The organism is Bacillus sp. FJAT-26390, from assembly GCF_001682865.1.
GTDB lineage: Bacteria > Bacillota > Bacilli > Paenibacillales > Paenibacillaceae > Pristimantibacillus.
Map to the genome: position 1 here is coordinate 1,094,276 of NZ_MAQX01000001.1, position 20,728 is coordinate 1,115,003.

General features: G+C 46.9%; 17 protein-coding genes and 1 pseudogene. 2 read left to right on the forward strand and 16 right to left on the reverse strand.

The features are described 5' to 3' along the window. Positions 1-93: 93 nt before the first annotated feature. The 3 genes from nasC to A7975_RS05215 are packed head-to-tail and all read right to left on the reverse strand — an operon-like array spanning position 94 to position 5,661. Positions 94-2,229: an assimilatory nitrate reductase catalytic subunit NasC gene (gene nasC / locus A7975_RS05205; protein ID WP_065384385.1), complete on the reverse strand. Its 2,136-nt coding sequence runs from the start codon at positions 2,227-2,229 to the stop codon at positions 94-96. Next, positions 2,214-4,367 carry a nitrite reductase large subunit NirB gene (gene nirB / locus A7975_RS05210; RefSeq protein WP_065384386.1) on the reverse strand — a complete coding sequence of 718 codons (2,154 nt, stop codon included), beginning with the start codon at positions 4,365-4,367 and terminating at the stop codon, positions 2,214-2,216. Before nirB ends, nasC begins: the two co-directional genes overlap by 16 nt. A gap of 28 nt (positions 4,368-4,395) precedes the next feature. Beyond that, a complete protein-coding gene (locus A7975_RS05215; protein WP_065384387.1) occupies positions 4,396-5,661 on the reverse strand; it encodes a molybdopterin molybdotransferase MoeA in 1,266 nt (421 codons plus the stop codon). 387 nt (positions 5,662-6,048) lie between these two features. On the opposite strand from A7975_RS05215, the gene A7975_RS05220 reads away from it, so the two are divergent. Further along, the gene (locus A7975_RS05220; RefSeq protein ID WP_065384388.1) at positions 6,049-7,290 is read left to right on the forward strand and encodes a nitrate/nitrite transporter; all 1,242 of its coding nucleotides are present in this window, start codon (positions 6,049-6,051) and stop codon (positions 7,288-7,290) included. Between the two features lie 59 nt (positions 7,291-7,349). Here A7975_RS05220 and nfsA read toward each other — a convergent pair whose 3' ends face one another. The 9 genes and pseudogenes from nfsA to A7975_RS33510 all read right to left on the reverse strand — a co-directional run. Further along, complete coding sequence (nfsA, locus tag A7975_RS05225) at positions 7,350-8,108, reverse strand: oxygen-insensitive NADPH nitroreductase (protein ID WP_065384389.1); 759 nt, start codon at positions 8,106-8,108, stop codon at positions 7,350-7,352. 44 nt (positions 8,109-8,152) lie between these two features. Then, a complete protein-coding gene (locus A7975_RS05230; protein ID WP_053376100.1) occupies positions 8,153-8,356 on the reverse strand; it encodes a CLC_0170 family protein in 204 nt (67 codons plus the stop codon). A gap of 36 nt (positions 8,357-8,392) precedes the next feature. Next, entirely contained in the window at positions 8,393-9,634 is a 1,242-nt protein-coding gene (locus A7975_RS05235; protein ID WP_141680204.1) for a Ger(x)C family spore germination protein, read from the reverse strand. Continuing rightward, complete coding sequence (locus tag A7975_RS05240; RefSeq protein WP_053376102.1) at positions 9,600-10,718, reverse strand: GerAB/ArcD/ProY family transporter; 1,119 nt, start codon at positions 10,716-10,718, stop codon at positions 9,600-9,602. Before A7975_RS05240 ends, A7975_RS05235 begins: the two co-directional genes overlap by 35 nt. A gap of 5 nt (positions 10,719-10,723) precedes the next feature. Further along, positions 10,724-12,352: a spore germination protein gene (locus tag A7975_RS05245; RefSeq protein ID WP_082197979.1), complete on the reverse strand. Its 1,629-nt coding sequence runs from the start codon at positions 12,350-12,352 to the stop codon at positions 10,724-10,726. 183 nt (positions 12,353-12,535) lie between these two features. Further along, a complete protein-coding gene (rpiA, locus tag A7975_RS05250; protein ID WP_065384391.1) occupies positions 12,536-13,207 on the reverse strand; it encodes a ribose-5-phosphate isomerase RpiA in 672 nt (223 codons plus the stop codon). A 36-nt stretch (positions 13,208-13,243) separates the two neighbouring features. After that, on the reverse strand, positions 13,244-13,696 hold the full coding sequence (locus tag A7975_RS05255; protein WP_065384392.1) for a GNAT family N-acetyltransferase: 453 nt from the start codon (positions 13,694-13,696) through the stop codon (positions 13,244-13,246). A 30-nt stretch (positions 13,697-13,726) separates the two neighbouring features. Continuing rightward, complete coding sequence (locus A7975_RS33505; protein ID WP_141680205.1) at positions 13,727-13,903, reverse strand: S66 peptidase family protein; 177 nt, start codon at positions 13,901-13,903, stop codon at positions 13,727-13,729. A gap of 98 nt (positions 13,904-14,001) precedes the next feature. Then, a pseudogene (locus A7975_RS33510) lies at positions 14,002-14,220 on the reverse strand (LD-carboxypeptidase); the annotation flags it as partial. Positions 14,221-14,421: 201 nt separating this feature from the next. Between A7975_RS33510 and A7975_RS05265 the strand changes: the two are divergent. Further along, positions 14,422-14,712, forward strand: coding sequence for a hypothetical protein (locus A7975_RS05265; RefSeq protein WP_053376105.1), 291 nt, complete (start codon positions 14,422-14,424; stop codon positions 14,710-14,712). A 440-nt stretch (positions 14,713-15,152) separates the two neighbouring features. On the opposite strand, the gene A7975_RS05270 is transcribed toward A7975_RS05265, so the two are convergent. From A7975_RS05270 to A7975_RS05285, 4 genes are all read right to left on the reverse strand, one after another. Then, positions 15,153-16,793, reverse strand: coding sequence for a GGDEF domain-containing response regulator (locus A7975_RS05270; protein WP_065384394.1), 1,641 nt, complete (start codon positions 16,791-16,793; stop codon positions 15,153-15,155). 16 nt (positions 16,794-16,809) lie between these two features. Then, entirely contained in the window at positions 16,810-19,650 is a 2,841-nt protein-coding gene (locus tag A7975_RS05275; RefSeq protein ID WP_082197980.1) for an ATP-binding protein, read from the reverse strand. Beyond that, positions 19,643-20,008: a response regulator gene (locus A7975_RS05280; RefSeq protein ID WP_053376108.1), complete on the reverse strand. Its 366-nt coding sequence runs from the start codon at positions 20,006-20,008 to the stop codon at positions 19,643-19,645. The genes A7975_RS05275 and A7975_RS05280 overlap by 8 nt, the downstream gene beginning before the upstream one ends. A 196-nt stretch (positions 20,009-20,204) precedes the next feature. Then, entirely contained in the window at positions 20,205-20,471 is a 267-nt protein-coding gene (locus tag A7975_RS05285) for a CD3324 family protein (RefSeq protein ID WP_053376109.1), read from the reverse strand. Between the last annotated feature and the right edge of the window lie 257 nt (positions 20,472-20,728).

Sequence of the window (20,728 nt, forward strand, 5' to 3'; positions counted from 1 at the left end):
ATGGTTGTAAACCACGCGCGACCCATGTGTCAAGCCTGACCGCAAGAAAGGACCGCTAGGCGCCTATAATGGCTGCACCTAATGGTCCTTTCTCTACTTCTGAATGCGGAGCGAACTTATCGCAACGGCCGAGGTTTTGAAGCCAGGCATCTTGCAGTGGGGATCAAGCTCGGGACTCGTCGCCTTGTTAACGTTCTGTACGCCGCCCCAGTGCATGGGAACAAATAAGGTATCCTCCCTGATTTTATCTGTGATGCGGCTTCGCACGTTGAAGCTGCCGCTGCGCGAGGTAACCTCTACCCATTCTCCATCCTCAATACGATGCTTCTTCGCTGTTTTAGGATGAATCTCGATATAGCTCTCGATATTCCGAGCGGCTAATGATGGACTTCTGCGCGTTTGGACACCGGTCAGATAATGAGTCAACACCCTCCCGTTCGTCATCGTGAGCGGAAAGTCATCGCTAGGCGTCTCCTGCGGCAGTCGACTGGAAACAGGCATAAAAATCGCTTTTCCATCCGTATGAGCAAACGTTTCCGCAAACATCATTCCTTGATTGCCTTTAACCTCGGTTGATGGACAAGGCCAATAGATGCCTCCCTCACGCCGCAGTCGATCATAAGTTATGCCATAATAATCTGCCAGGCCGCCTCGGCTTGCAAGTTTCAGCTCCTCAAATATTTGCTCGGCTGATTCAAAGGGGAAATACAGCTGCTTGCCCATTCCTTCAGCAATTTGGCACAATATAACCCAGTCATGCATGGACTCTCCCGGTGCTGCAATCGTAGTTTCGCGAAGGAGCACACGGCCTTCCAGATTGGTCATTGTGCCTTCATTCTCCAAATACGCCGTGACAGGAAGCACGACATCGGCTAGTCTAGCCGTCTCAGATAAGAACATATCCGCAACGACTAAGAAATCTAAGCTTTGCAAGCCTTCCTCCACCAAATTTGCATTTGGATTAGAGACGATTGGATTTGAGCCCATTACGAATAACGAACGAATGACGCGCTGATGAACAAGCTCCATCATTTCATAAGCCGATACGCCTTTTCGAGGCAGCTCGGAAGGATCAATTCCCCATACGCCGGCAACATATGCGCGATCCTGCTCGTCTTCAATGCTCCGGTATCCGGGCAATTGATCGCTTTTTTGCCCGTGCTCCCTCCCGCCCTGTCCGTTGCCCTGACCCGTCACGGCACCATAGCCGCAGCCCGGCTTGCCGACTTTTCCCGTTGCGAGCACTAGGTTCAAAAAATTCCGTACCGCCACGTGGCCGTCAGTCTGCTGCTCAACGCCTCTGGCTGTGAAAATAATGCCGGTTTCCGCTTGGCCATAGGCCAGTGCGGCTTTACGAATAGCTTCTACCTTCAAGCCGGTTAAATTTGAAACCTCATCCAATTGAACAGAAGCCAAATGTTCCTTCAATTCTGCATACCCATTTGTTCGATTAGCAATGAATGTTTCGTCCATCAGCTTCTCATCCTGCAATACCTTAAGAAGACCATTGGCAAGCGCGGCATCCGTGCCGGGCTTTAGCTGCAAATGGATGTCGGCAATCGCAGCCGTAGCTGTAACTCGCGGGTCAATGACGATAATGACCGCTCCATTTTCTTTTGCCTTATTGAAATAAGGCATCAAGGTTGGCTGGCATTCGGCTATATTCGTTCCTGCCAAAATAATGCAGCGAGCTAGCGGAATATCGGCCAATCGGCAGGTCAATCCCCGGTCGATGCCAAACGTTTTGTTGCCTGCAGATGCCGCTGCCGACATGCAAAACCGGCCGTTGTAATCGATATATTTCGTTCCAAGCGCTACTCTTGCGAACTTGCCAAGCAGATAGGCGCTCTCATTCGTTAGCGAACCCCCGCCGTATACGCCAAGGGCATCGGGGCCATGCTCCTTGCTAATGTCTTGAAACCTCCTGCTTATCGCAAATAAAGCCTCCTCCCATGTTGCGGGAACGAGCTGCCCCTCCTTCTTAACCAATGGCTGTAGAAGACGATCCATGCTTGTTGCATGCTGATGCGCATTCATCCCCTTCACACATAACCGACCCTCTGAAGCTGCGTTCGGAATACCTTCAATCATATAGGATGGCCTGCTCGAGCCTAATACGGGCAGCTCTTTCGTGATGCGCATCTTACACTGCACGCTGCAAAATGGGCATTGCGTATCCATCATGTAACCTGCTTCCTTCCTGATCGCCGTTTTCAATGACTGCTGCATATCCCTACACCAAGCCCTTCCTTGCTTTGTTTCCCTATGGCCGCAGCACGTGCTCTGCCTGCTAACGCCATACGGTAGGTCGTATCAAGTAATTGCTCTCTGACTTCAATAATCCCTTCTCGCTCCAGCCACTTCCAGACCGCTTCGCCATATTCGGCACGTTCCCGGTAAAGCTGAAGGTAAGCTACAGAAAGCGATAAAGCTACTGCGTCCGACTCTGCTATGGCGATCAACTGCCCTTGCTTAACTGGATGCTCTGCATGCCCGCCGCCATAGATTTCCCAGCCGGCAGGCGCCCCGGTAATGCCGATATCTTGAACAAGTACACCGGCAGGATTGTGAATGCTGGACGAGGTAATAGCTGCCTTCACCGGTGCGGGGAAAAGCAAGCCTCCGCAGCTTTGTTGAAGCTTTGTTCTGACGTATATCGAATCAAATTCAGTGGGAGCTTTGCTCTTTGTGCCCGGGCTTAAAGGTTCGGCAATGAGGCTGAAGCGGCATTCATCCGTCGTGTTACTAGTTAGGTCGGCCGCTTGTGGATGATACAACGCTGAATAATAATGGATTGCTGCCGAGCAAATGGAGCATCCAGACAAGCTTTTCCAGTCTAACGCGGCCATTAATTCATGAGTTGCTGTTAGTGGCTTGCCTTCAATCGTTTCCTTAAGCCGTTCATGGCTAACAGCCGTGCATCCGCAGATGGGGAAAGCCGTGACTGCAGCTTCACCCTTGCCATAGCGCAGAGCATATTGCACGATGGCTGCAACCATAGGCCTGCATCCGCCACAAGAACTGGAAGCCTTCGTACGGTCTCGAACTTGATCGGTCGTTTGCAGTCCATCCTCGGTTACCGCGCGCATGATCGCTGATTTTTGAACCGCGTTGCAGACACAGACGGTCTCACGATCGGGCATCATTTCGGCTAAAGCACCAGGACCGCTGCTTCCTCCTTCGGCAGAAGGACGGTTTAGCTCCGTCACGGGCGCCTCTCTCTTCACTAAGTCGAGCAAAGACATTCCTTCCGCCGTGTCACCGAACAAAATTACGCCGCTAACCGCTCCGCCTTTCATCGTCACTTTTTTGTAGGTTCCGCGAATGCCGTCATACAGCTGGATTGCAGTCTCAGCTTCCTCTTGGCGGATCTCTCCTACCGAAAAAACCTCGACTCCCGATACCTTGAGTTGAGCGTATGGAACAGAACCCAAATAAGGCTCCGACGGATTGCCGCATATGCTCTTCGCGAGCACTTTTCCCTGCTCATACAGCGGCGCAACTAAGCCATATGCAACGCCACGATGCTCCGCACATTCTCCGACCGCATAAATATGAGGCTTGCTCGTTCGCATAAAATCGTCTACCATGATCGCTCTATTAGTAGCGATGCCGCTCTGTTTGGCAAGCTCGACGTTCGGCCTGATTCCGACGGAAATGACGATCAAATCAGCTTCTAACGTGCTGCCGTTTGTGAAGCGGATGCCTTTCGCGCGATTTAATCCGGTTATGCTCTCCGTTTCCTTGCTCAGCCAAAATCGCATGCCCTGCTCTTCCAATTCCTTTCGAAGCATATCGGAGGATATTCGGTCGAGTTGGCGGTTCATTAAGTAAGGTGCATTGTGAATGACATCTGTCTCCATGCCAAGATGGAGCAAGCCTCTAGCAGCTTCAAGACCCAACAAGCCGCCTCCAATGACAGCTGCCTTTTTGTATTTTTTTGCATAATCCATCATCGTCTTGCAATCCTTAATGCTGCGGAAGGAAATGACGCCAGACTTATGAACGCCTGCTATTGGTGGAATGAACGCAGAAGAGCCGGTTGCGATAATCAGGCTGTTATATTCAGCACGAATGCCCGATATGGTCGTTATATACTTAGAATCCGTATGAATGTGGTTGACGGTCTCCCCTGTATATAGGCGAATTCCCCTCTCCTCATACCAAGACCAGTCATTAATGACGATGCTTTCAATCGAAGAATCCCCTTGAAGCACCTTGGATAGCAAAATGCGGTTATAGTTCGGATGCGGCTCATTGCCAAAAACCGTGATCTGAAATTTCTCCGGCGCTAGCTTAATGATTTCTTCAACACATTTGATCCCTGCCATACCATTGCCTATCACAATTAGTTTCTCTCTACTCATCTATGCTCACATCCACTCGTGCAATTTCCTAGATCATAATCGAAACGAAACGAACCTCCTGACCGGCTGATGCCCCTGCCCCGCCTGCCGGAATTTGTACGATCGCATTGGCTCTGGCGAAAGCTGCCACATTGCCGGATTTATCATGGTGCAGCGGCTCAACCATCCATTCTCTCTCGGCACGATAGACAAAAGCTCTTGCGTATCTTGGATATGGCGAAGGTTTAGCTATAGCTTCGATTAACCGGCCTTCCATCCACTCGGACCTGTAATCACTTCTGCCTACCGCCTTCAAAATAGTAGGTCGAAGCAGCAGCTCGACGCCAGCGAAGCAAGCTGACGGATTTCCTGATAAGCAGATTAGCAGCTTGGTTCCAAAGCGATAGGCTGAGGTTGGTGTACCGGGCCGCATTACTACTTTAGTAAACAATGGCTCTCCACCCACACTTTCGGCCGCCAGCTTTACAAAGTCATAGTCGCCAACTGAAACTCCGCCTGTTGTTACGATGAGATCCGATTGCTCAAGCGCTGACCTTAGCGCGTCTTCGATCGTTTTCCGACAGTCGGGTACGGGCGCCTTGCGTATGACAGCAGCGCCAAGCTCGCGCAGCCTTGCACCAACCATAAAGCTGTTAGCGTCGTAAATTTGACCGGACTGTAAGCTCTCGCCTGGCAATACTAATTCGTCTCCGACAGGAATGATCGTGACGGAAGGTTTTTTGAATACATGCACTTCGGTTTTTCCAAAAGAGGCGAGAATTGCGATTTCCTTTGCTTTGACTGCCGTTCCACGGTATAAAACCTTCATGCCCTTCGGCACATCCTCACCCTTCTCGGCAATATGCTGTCCTTTTGGACAAGCACGATCAATCTGAATGGAAGGAAATCCGAGCATATCCTTCCGTTCTTGCACTGCCTCTTGCATGATAATGGCATCATAGCCCGCCGGCACAGGCGCACCTGTGAATATACGAACCGCTGTCAACAATCCCGGCTCAGTTTCATTATTGCTCTCGCTTTGTCCCGGGCGAATCTCACTTCTAACCTGCAATTGTACAGGCCGTTCCTTGCATGCACCGGCAGATGAGGCAGCGCATACCGCATATCCGTCCATAGCAGCACGGCGGAAAGGCGGCAAGGAGAATGGCCCTTCAAAATCATTAGCAAGCACTCTTGACAAGCAATCCTCTAATGGTACCGTTTCATTGGTCGGCTCCTTCATATCTTTGGTCATTTTCATTACGGCAATCGATACGGAAGCCGACAGCGATTGGTCTGTATGTAAGACCGACATGTTATCCCTCCCAGCGAATGATTTGAGCAAAAATGGACAGAAAAAGCCCTTTCCCTCAATTGGGGAAAAGGCATCATTGCCGTAAGTGTAAGCACGCCACTGTGCTGCACTTGTTCTATTAGTCTTAGAGTAGTTCATGTTGAAATTCATGTCAATATACATAACGCATAAAAACTGAATCTAAATAAAAATATTATTGTGTAATGTATATTGACATACATATTACGCGAATCTATAATTCGAGTTGGGGTTACAATGTATGTGATCCCATAAATACGAGGTCGCACAATGATGTGCTGCTCATGGCAATGAAGCCGCTTTTCGTTCCTTTACAAGGACGGATTGCGGCTTTTTAGGTTTATTCTAGTAGATAAGGGAGAGATTGGTATGGAGAGGAAAGGGTTTTGGCAAAGCGGGCATAAGCCCACCTTATTCAGCGCTTTTTTGTATTTTGACATGAGCTTTATGATTTGGGTGTTGATTGGTCCTTTAAGTGTTATTATTGCGGCTGATTATCCGATGAACCCAGTCGAAAAAGCAAATCTAGTAGCTCTACCGATTTTAGGCGGTTCCATACTTCGTTTGGTGCTTGGCTTCATGACCGACTATATAGGCCCCAAACGAACGGCACAATTCGGGATGCTCTTTACGCTCGTTCCTTTAATCATGGGCTGGCAATTCGTAGATTCCCTCAATCAGCTTTATGTCGTTGCTCTGTTGCTTGGAGTTGCCGGCGCTTCATTCGCGGCAGCTTTGCCTTTAGCCAGCCAGTGGTATTCCAAGGAGCATCAAGGACTTGCGATGGGGATAGCCGGAGCTGGCAATAGCGGCACCGTGATCTCGACCCTGTTCGCCAACCGCTTGGCACAGCATTACGGAAGCTGGGAAATCGTTTTTGGACTTGCAATTATTCCGATTGTCCTAGTCCTTATCATTTTTACAATATTCGCCCAAAATAGCCCGAACCGCCCTGCGCCGAAGAAACTCTCGCAATACGCACAAGTATTAAAAGAAGGCGACGCTTGGGTATTCTGCGCTTTTTACTGCGTAACCTTTGGCGGATTTGTTGGCCTATCCAACTATTTGACGATCTTCTTCAATACGCAATACGGATTATCCCCAATTAGAGCTGCCGATTTCACAACCTTCTGCGTGATCGCAGGCAGCTTCTTTAGACCCATCGGCGGCTATCTATCGGACCGGATCGGCGGCGCTCGCATGCTGACCATCCTATATGGCGGCGCAGGCTTAATGCTTGCTGCAATAGCTTCCTTGCCCGCGCTTCCGGTCGTAATCACGCTGCTCTTCATTGGGATGATGTGTCTTGGCGCAGGAAACGGATCCGTATTCCAGCTCGTTCCACAGCGCTTTGGCAACGAGCTGGGCCTCATGACCGGAATCATCGGTGCGGCTGGGGGCTTAGGCGGCTATGCGCTCCCTCTTATTCTTGGAAAGCTCTATCAATCCACAGGATCATACACATCAGGCTTCCTGATTCTAAGTTTCGTTACTCTTGGCTCCCTCATCTTATTGACGGCGATGCAAATGAAATGGAAAAACAAATGGATGTCCAAAGGCGGCAAAGCCCGTCTAGAACCGATTACAGATGCAACCCATGTTAACATTTAAGAGGGATTTATACCGTTAGAAGATCCAAAGCCAAATACCCTTAGCATAGGCTGCAACGCTTATTCTAAGGGTATGTTCTTGTCGTTTAAGAAACGTTTCATATAAAGCCGTTTTGGATTTTGAAGCAGCTTTGCCATCGCCTCCGACCAGCGATCCTTGCGGACACCGCCCGTCCGCTCGAAATAGTAGCTGGAAATGACTTGATCGTAAGCTTGCAATTGATCAACAAGCTCGCTTTGATCCTGATTATAGCAGTCCTCATGATAGACGTTCGCAAGCGGCAATCTCGGCTTCGTATCCGACTGATTGGCGGGATAGCCGACGCTTAACCCGAAGAGCGGAACAACCCGATTCGGCGTTTGCAGCAGCTTTGATACTTCATCCAGCTGATTTCTTAATCCGCCTATGTAGCAAATGCCAAGACCCATCGATTCCGCGGCTATCACGGCATTTTGAGCGGCAAGCGCCGTATCGATAACGCCGATCATAAACATTTCCGTGGAATTTAATGCTTGTTTGATTTGCTCGGCTGCAGCCCCTTCCAGCTCAGCGGCTAATTCCAGTCGGTGCAGATCCAAGCAGAATACAAAAAAGTGCCCGTTTTTGGCTACGTAGGCTTGGTTTCCGGCAAGCTCAGCGAGCTTCTCTTTCTTGGAAGCATCTTTTACGCCAATTATCGTATATGCTTGCACATAGCTCGACGTGGCTGCTGATTGCGCGCTTTGTACGATGTGATGAATTTGCTCATCCGTAAGGGACTCGTCCTTATAAGAACGAATGGAGCGATGGTTCAACAGCATTTTGATCGTATCGTTCAATCTGAATTCCTCCTTTTTCGTTTCATTATGACATGAACTCGTTTTTATTGCAGCACCATTTCGCCTAACAACAAAACGCAGCCCGTCACCAGATTAAACCAGCCGATAAAACTAGAAACTTTGCGTTCCTTGATTAATCCCGCTAGTTTGAACCCTTTTACGTCATATAGAAGGATAAGGATCCCGCTGATGATCCATAGGAAAATAGCGTAGTTGAGATAACTGATCGTATACCCATTGGCAATCATACGTTGGCAGCCTCCATTATTTTTCCGTCAAAGCCACTATTGAGCTTTCATCCCAATCCGGCGCAGCTTCATCGACACGTGAATGTCAAACTCGCATTCCTTGTATACGCTTCGCCATTTCTCGGCCGTTTTGATATGTTTATTCCAATATTGCGGCTGCATGGCCCTAATGTATTCACCAAATCCGAATATATCGGAACCTTTCTGCTGCGTTTTTTTAATGATATCTGAATAAAACTTCACGGATACCTCTTCTTGCTTTTTCTCATACAATTTCAAGATAGCTGGATTATTTAGTTTGCTTTTCTCGCTTAGCTTCTCCTCCATATTCAGCTCGACCGCTACTTTAATCGTGAAATGAGGAATATTATCTTTAATGTGAACCTTAATTTTTGATTTTCGATACGTCGTGTTGGTCATAATGGTATCCGATGAATTATCAAGCTGAATGAACACGCGATAACCGGCAGGATTCACCCCTTTTATTCCTAAGTATCCGGCGATTTCAAGCGGCTTCGTTACCCCAACCAAATGTTCGCCAACAAAATAAGCAAGTCCTTTTATCTCCACGTTTTGCTCTTTTTTCATTTCAACATATGGCAAAAATCCTTCTTGCCCCTTCTTCGAAACATTGCTCCAAAAAATTCCGATATAATCTTTCGGGAACTTCCCCATTCTCATCCCTTCATCAAGGGTAGACATCAAATAAAGCGTTGGCACTCGCTCAAGCTTAGGAGCAGCCTTCATAAATTTAATCGCTCTTCCTTTGGAGATCATCATCCAAGCCATTCTTCGGACCTCGGGATTGCGCCGAAAATAATCATTTACGTTTTCCAATCCTTTTTTGGCTACGGCTTCCGAAACCACGATAACCCGTAGATGGCCAAAAAAGAGTCTGCTTGAAACCTGCTGCTGCAAATTCATGAACGCGTCATCAATGCTGTGGCCAACGACATCAATGACCCAGACGGTCTGCTCGGCGGAGCCGCTGCTTCCTCCGCTTTCACCTGGACCCAGCGGAATTCTGCCCGGAAGGGCGATTTGCACAGCAACGCGCACCATCCCTACTGCGGGTGCCGGTATCGATCCGCTCACATGCGCAACCTCGTCCTCCTCTCGGCTTGCTTCCTCGGTGTTTGCGGTATCAATCGATACCCCAAGCACAACGGCTCGCTCTTCAATTTCCAATCGATCCCAGCAGCCTGTTATGAAGGGGACTATCATAACCACACAGCAAAACAGTTTACCCGTTTTGATCCACTTTTTTGTCCTCAACACGATTACCTCTCTTCTTGCGAAGGATCGATATAAGCAGTAATAGGCCTGGATAGATGATCGTAATGTATAGCCCGATTCGGCCGACATTTTCAATGATTTCATACATTTCTACGATGCTCTGTGGAAGCATTGCCATGACGAATACGATAGGCAGCAGGAAATACGAGAACAATTTATGCTCACGCAGTCGGAATAGCTTGCTCATCGAGTGAATGGTCAAAAAATAACTCGAAAACAACGTTGTAAAAACAGCCGTAACCCATACAGCTAAAAATGCCGCATCCAGCCGTTCCAAAATGTTTGCAGGCAATGAAGTCGCCTTTGCGAGCTCGAGCGTTGGCCAAAGCAGCTGCTTGATCTCTTCTGCTCCAAAGACGCTTACCGCTGCGATCACGATGACAAAATACAAGCCTCCGGCAATAACCATGCCCCACACGCTTGCCTTCATCGCATTCTCAGGTTTTTTCATCGCTGGAATAACAGCCGTTAATACGAATGACCCTTGAAACAATGCAGCAATAGTTAGCGTACCCGTCACCATCCCAGTTGGCTGGTTCCCCAATACGGGCAGCAAGTTGATCAAGTCAGCATTTTTCAGCGAAAGCGCAACGATTATCAGGGCCGGAACAATAAGCAGCGGAAAATAAAACGTATGAATATAAGCAAACGTTATTATTCCATTTCGAGTAGAAATAGCTGCGAGCAGAAGCATGACGATAACCGTCACTTCAACTGGCGTTGAGCGCAGAACCGAAGTCACGACCACCTCGCCAAATTCCCGCGCCGTCAATGAGGTTAGCACCGCAAAGAATGCGATAATTAGTATGCTTCCGATCCAAGCGAGTCCTTTACCGATAATTTCTTCGCTGTATTGCGTCACCGATTTATCTGGGAACCGCATCCCTAATATCGTAATGAGCACTAAACCAAAAAAAGCAAGCAGCATCCCGAGCAGCGTTACAAGCGGAGCAGCTGAATCTGCCGCTTTTACGGCAAACAGCGGCAGCGCAAGCACGCCTACGCCGATAATGGTGCTGACGAGAATGGCAGCGGCTTGAATGACGGTAATCTGGCGAGATTCCATATAAGCTACCCCTCCTGTTGATCTTTATCGTTCTTTGGATCAAGCACATTGGTGTTCGAGTTTTTTAGCTCCTCGTTCGTACTCTTATCCATTCGGGTTGGATCTACGGGCTGAAGGAAAGAAGGCCGCTTGCTCATCGCCCATAACGGTCCTCTAACGAGCAGATCCTTGAAGCCTTGAATTTCTGCGGGGATCAGCGGGCTTAGATAAGGCACGCCAAAAGATTTCATCGAAAGCAGATGGTTGGCTATCAGGATTAGACCAATCATTACGCCGTAAAGGCCAAAGGTCCCCGCCATAATAATTAGCGGAAACCGCAGCAGCCGAAGTGCGAGCGCCGCATTATAAGCAGGAGTAGCGAATGAGCCAATTGTCGTTAAGGCGATAATAACGATCGTAATGGGACTCGAAAATCCAGCTGCCACGGCTGCTTGCCCGATGACCAGCACGCCAACGATGGATAGCGCGCCCCCAACCTGCTGCGGCAGTCGAATCGTTGCTTCCCGCAGTACCTCCATTGAAATTTCGATGATCATGACTTCAATTACAGCTGGAAATGGTACCCCTGCTCTTCCTCCAGCTACGGCAACCGCAAACTCCGTCGGAATAAGCTCTGGGTTAAAAGAGATAATCGAGACATAGATGGACGGGAAGATCAAGGAGAACATTAAAGCAATCAGCCTGGCAAACCGAATCGAGCTCATCAAGACGAACCGTTCGGTGTAATCCTCTACCGTTTGATAGAACTGGCTGAAGACGGTCGGCACTACCAGTGCCAGCGGAGAACCGTCAACTAGGATCGAAACTCTGCCCTCGAGTAAATTCGCTACGACTTTATCCGGACGCTCCGTATATTGGACTTGAGGAAATGGTGAATAATGATTATCCTCAATAAACTGCTCAAGATAACCTGAGTCCAGCACCCCGTCGATATCGATTTTGGACAGTCGCGTATTAACCTCCTTAACAAGCTCAGGGTTCGTAATGCCATCCATGTAACAGATAGCGACCTTCGACTTGGTTCTGCGCCCGATTTCCATCGTCTGGATGCGCAGATCAGGCGACTGGAGCCGGTAACGAATAAGCGATATATTCGTGCCGAGGGGTTCGATGAATCCTTCGCGCGGCCCTCTGATGACCTGCTCAGTTGCTGGCTGATCAATAGCGCGCTTATCGATGTTTCGTGTGCCGATCAATAAAGCTTCTTCTAATCCCTCAACGATTATGACGGTCTCGCCTTTCAAAATGCTCTCGATGAGAGTGGTGAGCGCACCTTCCAGTTTGCTTTCGCTATGATAGAGCGCATCGTTAAGCAAGACGTCCTTGAGTTCAGTTATTTCGATCGATCGACCGATCAGATGCGGAGGAATATACATGAGAGGCTTAACGATATCGGAATTCACCGTGTTTTGATTGATCATATTTGAGTAATAGATAATGGCTGCCGGATGCTGCCCAAATACATGAAAATTCCGGATCGTCAAATCCTCATTTGATCCCAAAATACTTTTGATAAACGTAATCGTATCCTCGATGCGGACACTAATTTTCTCACCCTTATGCTTGTCCAATGTTTGACTTGGACCCGACAGAATCGGCTTCGCTTTCAGCTTTTTAATCCCTCTAAACGCCATTTCTCCACCGACCAATCGACATAAGATGATTTTTGATCCTATTTTTTTACAATATTACTCAATCTTAAGCTTTAACATCTCGCAGCCGGTTTAATCATCCAGACAGTCGTTCCGCAGCTAAAATGCAAAAAAACCTTGAACGGCCACTAACGTGGTCAATCAAGGTTTTTCCCAGAAAAGACGTTATGATTTTAGAAGCTCTTGAACGGTCCCGTCCTGATAACCTACGAAAACATGCGTTGCCATCCCAACAAATAAACCGTTGTCTACGACTCCTGGGATGAGGTTGAGCGTTTGATGAAGCTCCTTCGCTTGTGCAATCGTGCCGAAATGGCAATCCGCGATGTAATTCCCGTTATCCGTCAGATACGGTTCATTCCCAGCTTGCCTAAGAACAGGATCAGCACCGAGCTTGCGCAGCTTTTTAATTGTCAATTCATGTCCAAACTGCACGATCTCCACCGGTAATGGGAATGCGCCAAGCTGTCGAGCCAGCTTGCTTTCGTCAACGATGATGATCAGCTGCTTGCTTGCGGATGCAACGATTTTCTCGCGAAGCAGCGCGCCTCCGCCACCTTTGATGAGATTCCACTCCTCATCTACCTCGTCAGCACCGTCAATCGTAAGATCGATCGTTTCGATTTCCGCAAACGGAAGCAAGCTTATTCCAACCTCTTTCGCTAATTCCTCAGACTGCTTGGACGTTGCGATCGCTTTGATCGATAGCCCTTCCTTTACTCTCTGCCCGAGCTTTTGGATAGCGAAATAGGCGGTTGAGCCTGTTCCGAGTCCAACGATCATGCCATCCTTAACAAACTCTGCCGCTTTTTCAGCAGCTATTCTTTTTGATTCCATTTGTGCACCTCTGCCATTTCGTTTAATGAGCCTATTTTATAGCGTTAAATAATAATGAAAATACGCTTCATCCTTCTCATAACCATTTCGTTCGTACAATCGCTGCGCCGTTACGTTATCGATTGCTGTTGCAAGCTCTAGTCCTTTTGCATCCGCGGCAATGGCATATTGCTTGGCGCTGCCTAGGAGAAGCTGAGCAACGCCTTGGCCGCGATACTGATCGAGCACATATAAATCATTTAAGATGTAGGATGCCCGCATCGATATCGATGAAAACGACGGATAAAGCTGCGTGAAGCCGATGGCCTGATTCGCTGTCCGATCCTTTGCTATAAATAAGACGGATTCATTCTTTTCCAAACGGGCAGCCATAAAAGCTTTTGCCCCCGCAAGGTCGGATTGCTGCTTATAGAATAACCTGTATTGATCAAATAAGACTGCCGCTTCTTCTACGTCTTCAAGCGATGCTTGGAAAACCGTGATATCCATCGTTATTCCTCCTTCTATTTCTAGCATTCACTACTGATCGGAAATCGTAATGGAAATGCCGGATTCCTCTGCGTTTATAATCGCTAGTCCACCAATTGGGAACGTAATCATTGGCGAAGTATGTCCAAAATCGGCATCAGCAATAACTGGAATATGTGCCAGCTCTTTTTTGGAAGCGATAATTAAGGTCATCAGTTCTCTCGTCATATAACCGATTCATAGTCGTCCTCTAAAAATAATATCGCGCCTTCAAGGCCCGGCATATGAAATTAAACCAGTTTCGGCATAAATGGCGTTGCTTAAAGATCAAGGAACGCTTCATGCAAATCTTCAATCCTCGATGGAATGGAAGAAGAAATAAAGGAATCGGATTCTGAGCTATTTTTGGAGAAGGTAACGACAAAACCAAGCTGCTCAAGCTGCAGCTTAGCAAGCTCTATATGTTCTGGCGCAATTAAGGAAAGGCTTTGTGAAGGTGATATAATCCGAATTTCGTCGCCTGGCTTTAAAATATCCGCTCTCATTCTACGATTCCTCCTCCCAAATATTATAACGGTCAGCTAGAAGAATGAACACCTCGGCAATAGACATTTTTTGCGGAATCGGATGATCGCTATTTATGTCGTTAATTATTTCATTTGGGCTGCATCAACCGACAAACATCACGTCTAGTATCTGTTAGTATTTTTGTTAGGTTGTCCCACCACAGAATAGGAGCGCTGATTATGAATACAATAGCGAATGAACATTTTACGAACGAAACGATTGTGTTTGACGGATTTAGCTTTATTGGCTGTACGTTTACGAACTGTGTCATTATTATTACAACGCTGGAATTCAATTTCGAGAGATGCTCATTTTTCGAGTCTTCCCTTCATGTCAATCCGAATCTGTCTATTTTTGCTATCTCCCATAAGCTCTCGCAATCTACGTACGATTCAGAGACAAATTGCTACCGGAACGATTACAAATACCCGCAAACCGTAGTAGAACTGCCCGTCGTGACGACGCGCTAATCAGGATTCTTTACTTGAAAACAAAATTTATCACATAAAAAAACCGCGCTCTGACTGAGAGGGCACTGAAAAGTGGAGTTTTCAGTGCCTTTTTGGTGTCTTTGCAACTTTATTTAAGTGCGTTGAAACCTTTTAAAGCTAGTTAACAGGAAAAACTCCCGTTTATTTAAGCTAAAACTACTGAAAATTATAATTTGAAGGAATTTCTCCCGTTAATTATTCGTTATTCGCCCAATCTCGGTGGATATGATCCGATTATCGGGAGATTTTCCATCTAAATGCTGTTTTTGCCTTGTCAGTAGAAAATTAGATGGAGCTTTTCCTGCTAAATCTAATCTACCAATGCTTACTCTCGCTATACGACAAACGATCCTTAGAATCGTTTCTAAGGATCGTTTAGTCTGTGTTGCGATATGCGGTTTGGTAGATAACTAGATTCATTAGCCTAGTATACGGCTTGCCAGCCGTTCTATACGGAGCACCAGCTCCTGCATATGGAACGGCTTAACCACGTAATCGTCCGCGCCGATTTGCAGAGCCTGAACGATATCCGCTTTATTGTTGCGGGCCGTGAGCATAACGATCAACAGCTGCTGCTCGGGATAGCTTTCACGAAGCCGGGTCAATACCTCTAAACCGTCCAAATCCGGCATCGAGCCATCGAGCAAAATGATATACTTCTCGCCCTCTTTATACCAATCCGAGTTTAGGAAGGACATGCCATCGGCGTACTCAAATGCCTGCACCTTCGCATGGTTTGCCGGCTTCCAGCTGGAGAATCGGTTGATCACAATTTCTCTAATGAGCGCGTCATCATCAACAATGATTACGTTTAAGAACGTATCGATTTTGGCTTCGTTCATTTCATCAGAGTAGACGACGGTTTGATTTCTGCCCCCCCGCTTGCCGCAGTAGAGCGCTTGATCGGCTTCTTCTACGAGCGACTCGGTATGGCTGTTCGCGTTCGATATTTCGGTGATGCCGGAAGAGAACGTAACTTGAAAGCAATCGTCGTTCGTTTCGAATTTAATCGCATTAAATTTCTTTCGCAACTGTTCGACAAGAAGCGCTCCCTGCAAAGCATCCGTGCTAGGAAGAATTAGGGCAAACTCCTCTCCTCCATATCGACAAAGAATATCCTGCGGCCGAATAGCAGCTTGTGCTGTAGCGACGAACGCTTGCAGCACTTCATCCCCTTTGATATGGCCGTAATTATCATTTACCTGCTTGAAATAATCTAGGTCGAGCATGACCAGCGTGAAAATCTGCCTCTCTCGCTTAAAGCTCTCTATATGATGCCGCATCATTTGGTTAAAATGTTTCCGATTGTACGCGCCAGTCAATTCGTCGATTATAATTGAGCGCTCCCAGTCCTTCTTCATGGCGAAACGATTGTCGATCAGGGCAGTGAGAAGCTCAATGTCAAAGGGCTTTGCAAGAAAATCCATCGCGCCGGAGCGATAAGCATGGATTTGATTTGCGACCGAGAAATTACCGCTGATCATAATGATGGGAATATGCTCCTGCCGCGCTTTGTCGACAATTTGGTTTAGCACATACATGCCGCTTTTGTCGGGCAATACGATATCAAGCAGGATGAGACTCGGCTTCCATTCGTAAAATAGCTTTAAACCCCGCTCTGCATTAAGAGCGATGCTCACCGGATAGTTTTGCTGCTCCAAAACCTCTTTGACGTAAGTCACAAAATCAACGTCATCATCAATGACGAGCACCCGATCGCGGTAGATGCTTTGGTCTTCAAATGTAGTCGAACATACAGGAGATGTGTCTTCCACCCCCACTAACCGCTCCGGTACATGAGGAAACAAAACCGTTAAAGGCAGCAGATGCTGCGACCATTCCTCGCGCGGGAGCTCCTTGCTGCTCTTCTCGGAAAACAACAGTTCCTTCGCTTCGGAAAACTTCTCAACCTCCAATAAACCTATCGTCCCGCTGGTCCCCTTGAGATTGTGGAAAAAACGGTGAATCTCCTGCTCCTCCACAGTCTCTTGGCCAGACCAATCCTCAATCGTTTGTAAAATGCGTTGCTGAATCAGCTGTTTATATTTATCGGTTTTCATGAAAAAAGCTCCTTAATTAACGCAGCATGTGCGAAATGGCTGCACTTAGTTTGCCGGGTAAATAAGGCTTCACTAAAAATTCCTTAATTCCCCATTGCGCGGCCTTCTCTTTCTCCTCAAAAGCGCTGGAAATAATGATTGGCTTGTTCAGGAGCACATCTGATTTTTTGATTTTGCCGATAATATCCCAGCCCGTTATTCCTGGCTCAAGCATAAGATCGATCACAACAATATCCGGATTGAGTTGCTCGATCGCTTCTATTGCTTTTTTGCCCTCAGTGAACAGATGGACTTGATAGCCGCTGGATCGCAATTCATCGCTAAGCAAGGCTGATAAGTTATGATCGTTCTCGATTAACATTACATGAATGGAAGATTCGGTGACCGAAAGCTCCCGCTGTTCCTCGTTTGGCAGCTGTACTTGCTGTTCCGCAATTGGTATGGTAACGACAAACGTGCTTCCTTGGCCAAACTCAGAATGAACCTCAATGCTGCCATTATGTCTAGTGACAATCTCTTTGACGATCGCTAGCCCCAGTCCCGTGCCGCCGATTTCTCTCCGGTCCGAGTTGTCAACTCGGTAAAACTTATTAAATAGATTCGGCAGCGCATCCTTAGGAATGCCAAGCCCCTGATCTTCTAATCGAATGACGATATTTTGATCTTTAATGCCGCTAAATATTTTGATTTCACCGCCGTTAGGCGAATATTTGACTGCATTGCTTAGCAAGTTAATAAATACCTGCTGCATTTTGTCGCGGTCAGCGACAACAATCGCTTCTTGTGCTTCATCTTGCCACGTAATTTGATGCTGGTCAGTTGCCATTCGCTGCATATCAATAACTTCTTTAATTAATGGCGTTAAATGAATGCGTTTGAGTTCATAGGTTTGCTTACCGGACTCCATCCTTTGCAAATCGAGGAAGTCATTAATTAATGTCGTTAAACGTCTTGCTTCCTGATGAATGGTCGTCACGTATTTTCTTTGGCGTTCCGGCTTAAGCTCACGATGCAGCAGAAGCTCAGCAAAACCCAGCACGCTGGCGAGCGGAGTCCGCAGCTCATGACTTACCGTGCTGACGAATTCGGACTTCATCCGATCAACCTCATATTCCTTCGTAATATCGCGATGAACAAGCAATAAACCAAATTTTTCACCGTTGCGATACAAAGGCTCGCAATAAATTTGAATAAATCTTCTTTCCGGCTCCGTAATCTCGTAATTAATGCTGTGCTGTCCATTTAAATGACCATGTGTTAGGAGCGCATCCATAAATTGAAGAAGCGGCTCCGAATCCACAATCGAGGATTGGATGAGCGATTTAAATTGACCGAATGGCAAATGAATCGACTCTTCATCCTGATTGAAAAATCCGAAAATCTCCGACATTTTACGATTGATTTGCAGCGTCGTTCCATCCAAATCTACATACTGTATGCCTTCCTGAATCGTGTTCAGCATATCGCTCGTCATTAGCCGCTGCTTCTCGGATTGCTCATATAATTGCAGCTTATCGAAGGCGAGCGAGACCTGCGTCATCATGCCAACGATTTCATCCTCTTCCTGCTTCGCAATCGCCCGGTTCACTTTCGTAATAACCAGGCAGGCCACCATCTCTTCGCCGGCGTTTAAAATAGGCAAGATCAGATCGGTTGCCCGCATCTGCTCCTTATGATAGCCTTGTTCAGCGAACGAACATTCCCGAACCATGCTGTACGACTGCTTCGTCTGGGCTGCGCGCACCACGATGCCCTCATCAATGCTAGCAATAAATTGTAAGGCAGCTGCCTCGGAAATACCGACAGCAGCATAATGATGCTCCCTGTTCATCATGACAATCAAGCCCTTATCGGACTCCGTAATGGCAACAATGTTTGAAATAATGCTCTGCAGCAGCTCTTGCTGATCAAGCGTATTGGAGAGAGATTGCACAAGTTGATTGCGCTTCTCCAAATACTTCTCGTTTTGTTCCATTAGACCAACCGCGCACTGCAGCTCCTCCTGCTGTGCCTGAAGCTCGTCCTGCTGCGCGATCAGCTCCTCATTCTGAGCTAGCAGCTCTTCCTCTTTACTTTGAATTTGGGTCATCATGCTTTGGAACGTGCGCGAAAGCTCGCCAAGCTCATCCTCTCTCGACAAATCATCGAGCTCAATATGTTCTCCTTCTGCAAAGCGGCGAGCATGCAAAGTCAGCTTATTTAGCGGCACTCCGATATCGGTAGCGACCTTCCTTGTGATGAACAACGATAAAATGAGAATGAGAATGATATAACCAATAAATAATAAGGCTTGGAAGGAGAGGCTTTGAATGAGCTTATCGCTTTTCTCCTCGCTGATTAGCCGGGCTTGCGTCTCAAAATCACGGGAATAGCTAATAAGCTTATTGACGGGATTGTCTTCTCCCGCCGATACAAATACGCGAAGCGCTGCGTAATCCTCGGCCTTGGACAGCTCAATCGCTTTTGGCAATAAGTTTTGGAAGTAATTCGTGAAGAAGGATTCGATATTTTTCATAACCTCTTTTTCCGATGCGCTAAGCGGGAACTTCTTGATTTCATCCAAAGCTTTGTCCAGCAATGCCTTTTCGCTAAAAATTTGCTTGTATTCAAAATCCGATAAATAAACGTAATAGCCGCGTGCTCGCAAAATAATTTCATTGGAATGATCCGCAACTTGCGAGACAAGCTCCTGCTTCATCCTCATCTGAGAGGTTTTGGCTTGATAGTCTCTTAAAATCGAAACGGTGCTGAGCAGCACAAAAATAGCACCAACCAAAATGAGCGTTAATGCAATAATCATCATCGACATATAACGTCGCGTTATGCTTTTTTTGTAATAATGCCGAAGCTTAGCCACGAAGCATCTCCTCTACCTTGTCGATCAGCTCTAATGGACTAAAAGGTTTGGACATGAATCCGTCGGCGCCAGCTAGGCGTACCTTCTCCTGCTCGGCTTGCTGGCTTTTGGCAGAGAGCATTAATATTTTGGATTGCAACCGTTCTTCAAGCTGCCGCGTTTTTTCGATAACTTCAATTCCCGTCATTTTTGGCATCATGTAATCGAGAATAATCAAGTCAAAATCGGTTGCCTTAATTTTCTCCAATGCTTCTTCCCCATCTGCTGCTTCCTCAAGCGAGTATCCCTCGTCTTCGAGCGTATCCATGATCAGCATGCGCAGTATAGGTTCATCTTCTGCAATTAATAATGATTTCATTTTCTAATCCTCCACTGCTATGTACTCGTATGTTTCTTTCGACATGTTATGTCATAAAACTACATCGTAACTATTCGACATTCGACAATAAAATCCTTTATTATTAGCGGTTTTAATGAGGTTTAAGGCTATATTGGCAATAAAAAAACATAGAAGCAGTGCCCTTCAAGCGGCCTGCTTCTATGTTTTCTGCTCTTCAGCGTGCTTTAACAATTATTTTGCGTATACTCTCACCCGACAAATGGTATTTTCGCTCCAGATCAGCAACGGTCCAGCCATTCGAGTAATAAAGAAAGATCTCCTTATTACGCTCGGCCAGCAGCTTCCGTGTTCCGCTGACCTCACCCCAATGCGCGCGTTTCTCAGCAGCTTTTGGAACGTAAATCAAATCCCCTTGGATGTATTTTTGCAGTTCCATTAATAAACTAGGGGGAAGCACATCTCTCCCATTTTTGTAGTTCACAATAAACGTCCTCCTCGTACAGGCTCAGCTTGATTAGGTTATTCGTTCCTTTGTTCATCAACATCTTTCCTGCCTCCCTTCGATTTTTGGTAAACCCTGTGCATGTCAGAAACAAAAAAAGCTATGGATGCCTTAACTCCCATAGAAGCTTCTTTCACGATGACACTCTATAAGTATATTGTAAGCATTTACAGATGACAAGAAATGTTTAACAATATTTCCATTTAAGTTATGTGCGTTATTTATATTTATAAAAA

Excerpts from the sequence above, each read along its gene's own strand:
- nasC (WP_065384385.1), bottom strand. The coding sequence starts at position 2,229 with ATGCAGCAGTCATTGAAAACGGCGATCAGGAAGGAAGCAGGTTACATG.
- nirB (WP_065384386.1), bottom strand. The coding sequence starts at position 4,367 with ATGAGTAGAGAGAAACTAATTGTGATAGGCAATGGTATGGCAGGGATC.
- A7975_RS05215 (WP_065384387.1), bottom strand. The coding sequence starts at position 5,661 with ATGTCGGTCTTACATACAGACCAATCGCTGTCGGCTTCCGTATCGATT.
- A7975_RS05220 (WP_065384388.1), top strand. The coding sequence starts at position 6,049 with ATGGAGAGGAAAGGGTTTTGGCAAAGCGGGCATAAGCCCACCTTATTC.
- A7975_RS05230 (WP_053376100.1), bottom strand. The coding sequence starts at position 8,356 with ATGATTGCCAATGGGTATACGATCAGTTATCTCAACTACGCTATTTTC.
- A7975_RS05240 (WP_053376102.1), bottom strand. The coding sequence starts at position 10,718 with ATGGAATCTCGCCAGATTACCGTCATTCAAGCCGCTGCCATTCTCGTC.
- A7975_RS05245 (WP_082197979.1), bottom strand. The coding sequence starts at position 12,352 with ATGGCGTTTAGAGGGATTAAAAAGCTGAAAGCGAAGCCGATTCTGTCG.
- rpiA (WP_065384391.1), bottom strand. The coding sequence starts at position 13,207 with ATGGAATCAAAAAGAATAGCTGCTGAAAAAGCGGCAGAGTTTGTTAAG.
- A7975_RS05255 (WP_065384392.1), bottom strand. The coding sequence starts at position 13,696 with ATGGATATCACGGTTTTCCAAGCATCGCTTGAAGACGTAGAAGAAGCG.
- A7975_RS33505 (WP_141680205.1), bottom strand. The coding sequence starts at position 13,903 with ATGACGAGAGAACTGATGACCTTAATTATCGCTTCCAAAAAAGAGCTG.
- A7975_RS05265 (WP_053376105.1), top strand. The coding sequence starts at position 14,422 with ATGAATACAATAGCGAATGAACATTTTACGAACGAAACGATTGTGTTT.
- A7975_RS05270 (WP_065384394.1), bottom strand. The coding sequence starts at position 16,793 with ATGAAAACCGATAAATATAAACAGCTGATTCAGCAACGCATTTTACAA.
- A7975_RS05280 (WP_053376108.1), bottom strand. The coding sequence starts at position 20,008 with ATGAAATCATTATTAATTGCAGAAGATGAACCTATACTGCGCATGCTG.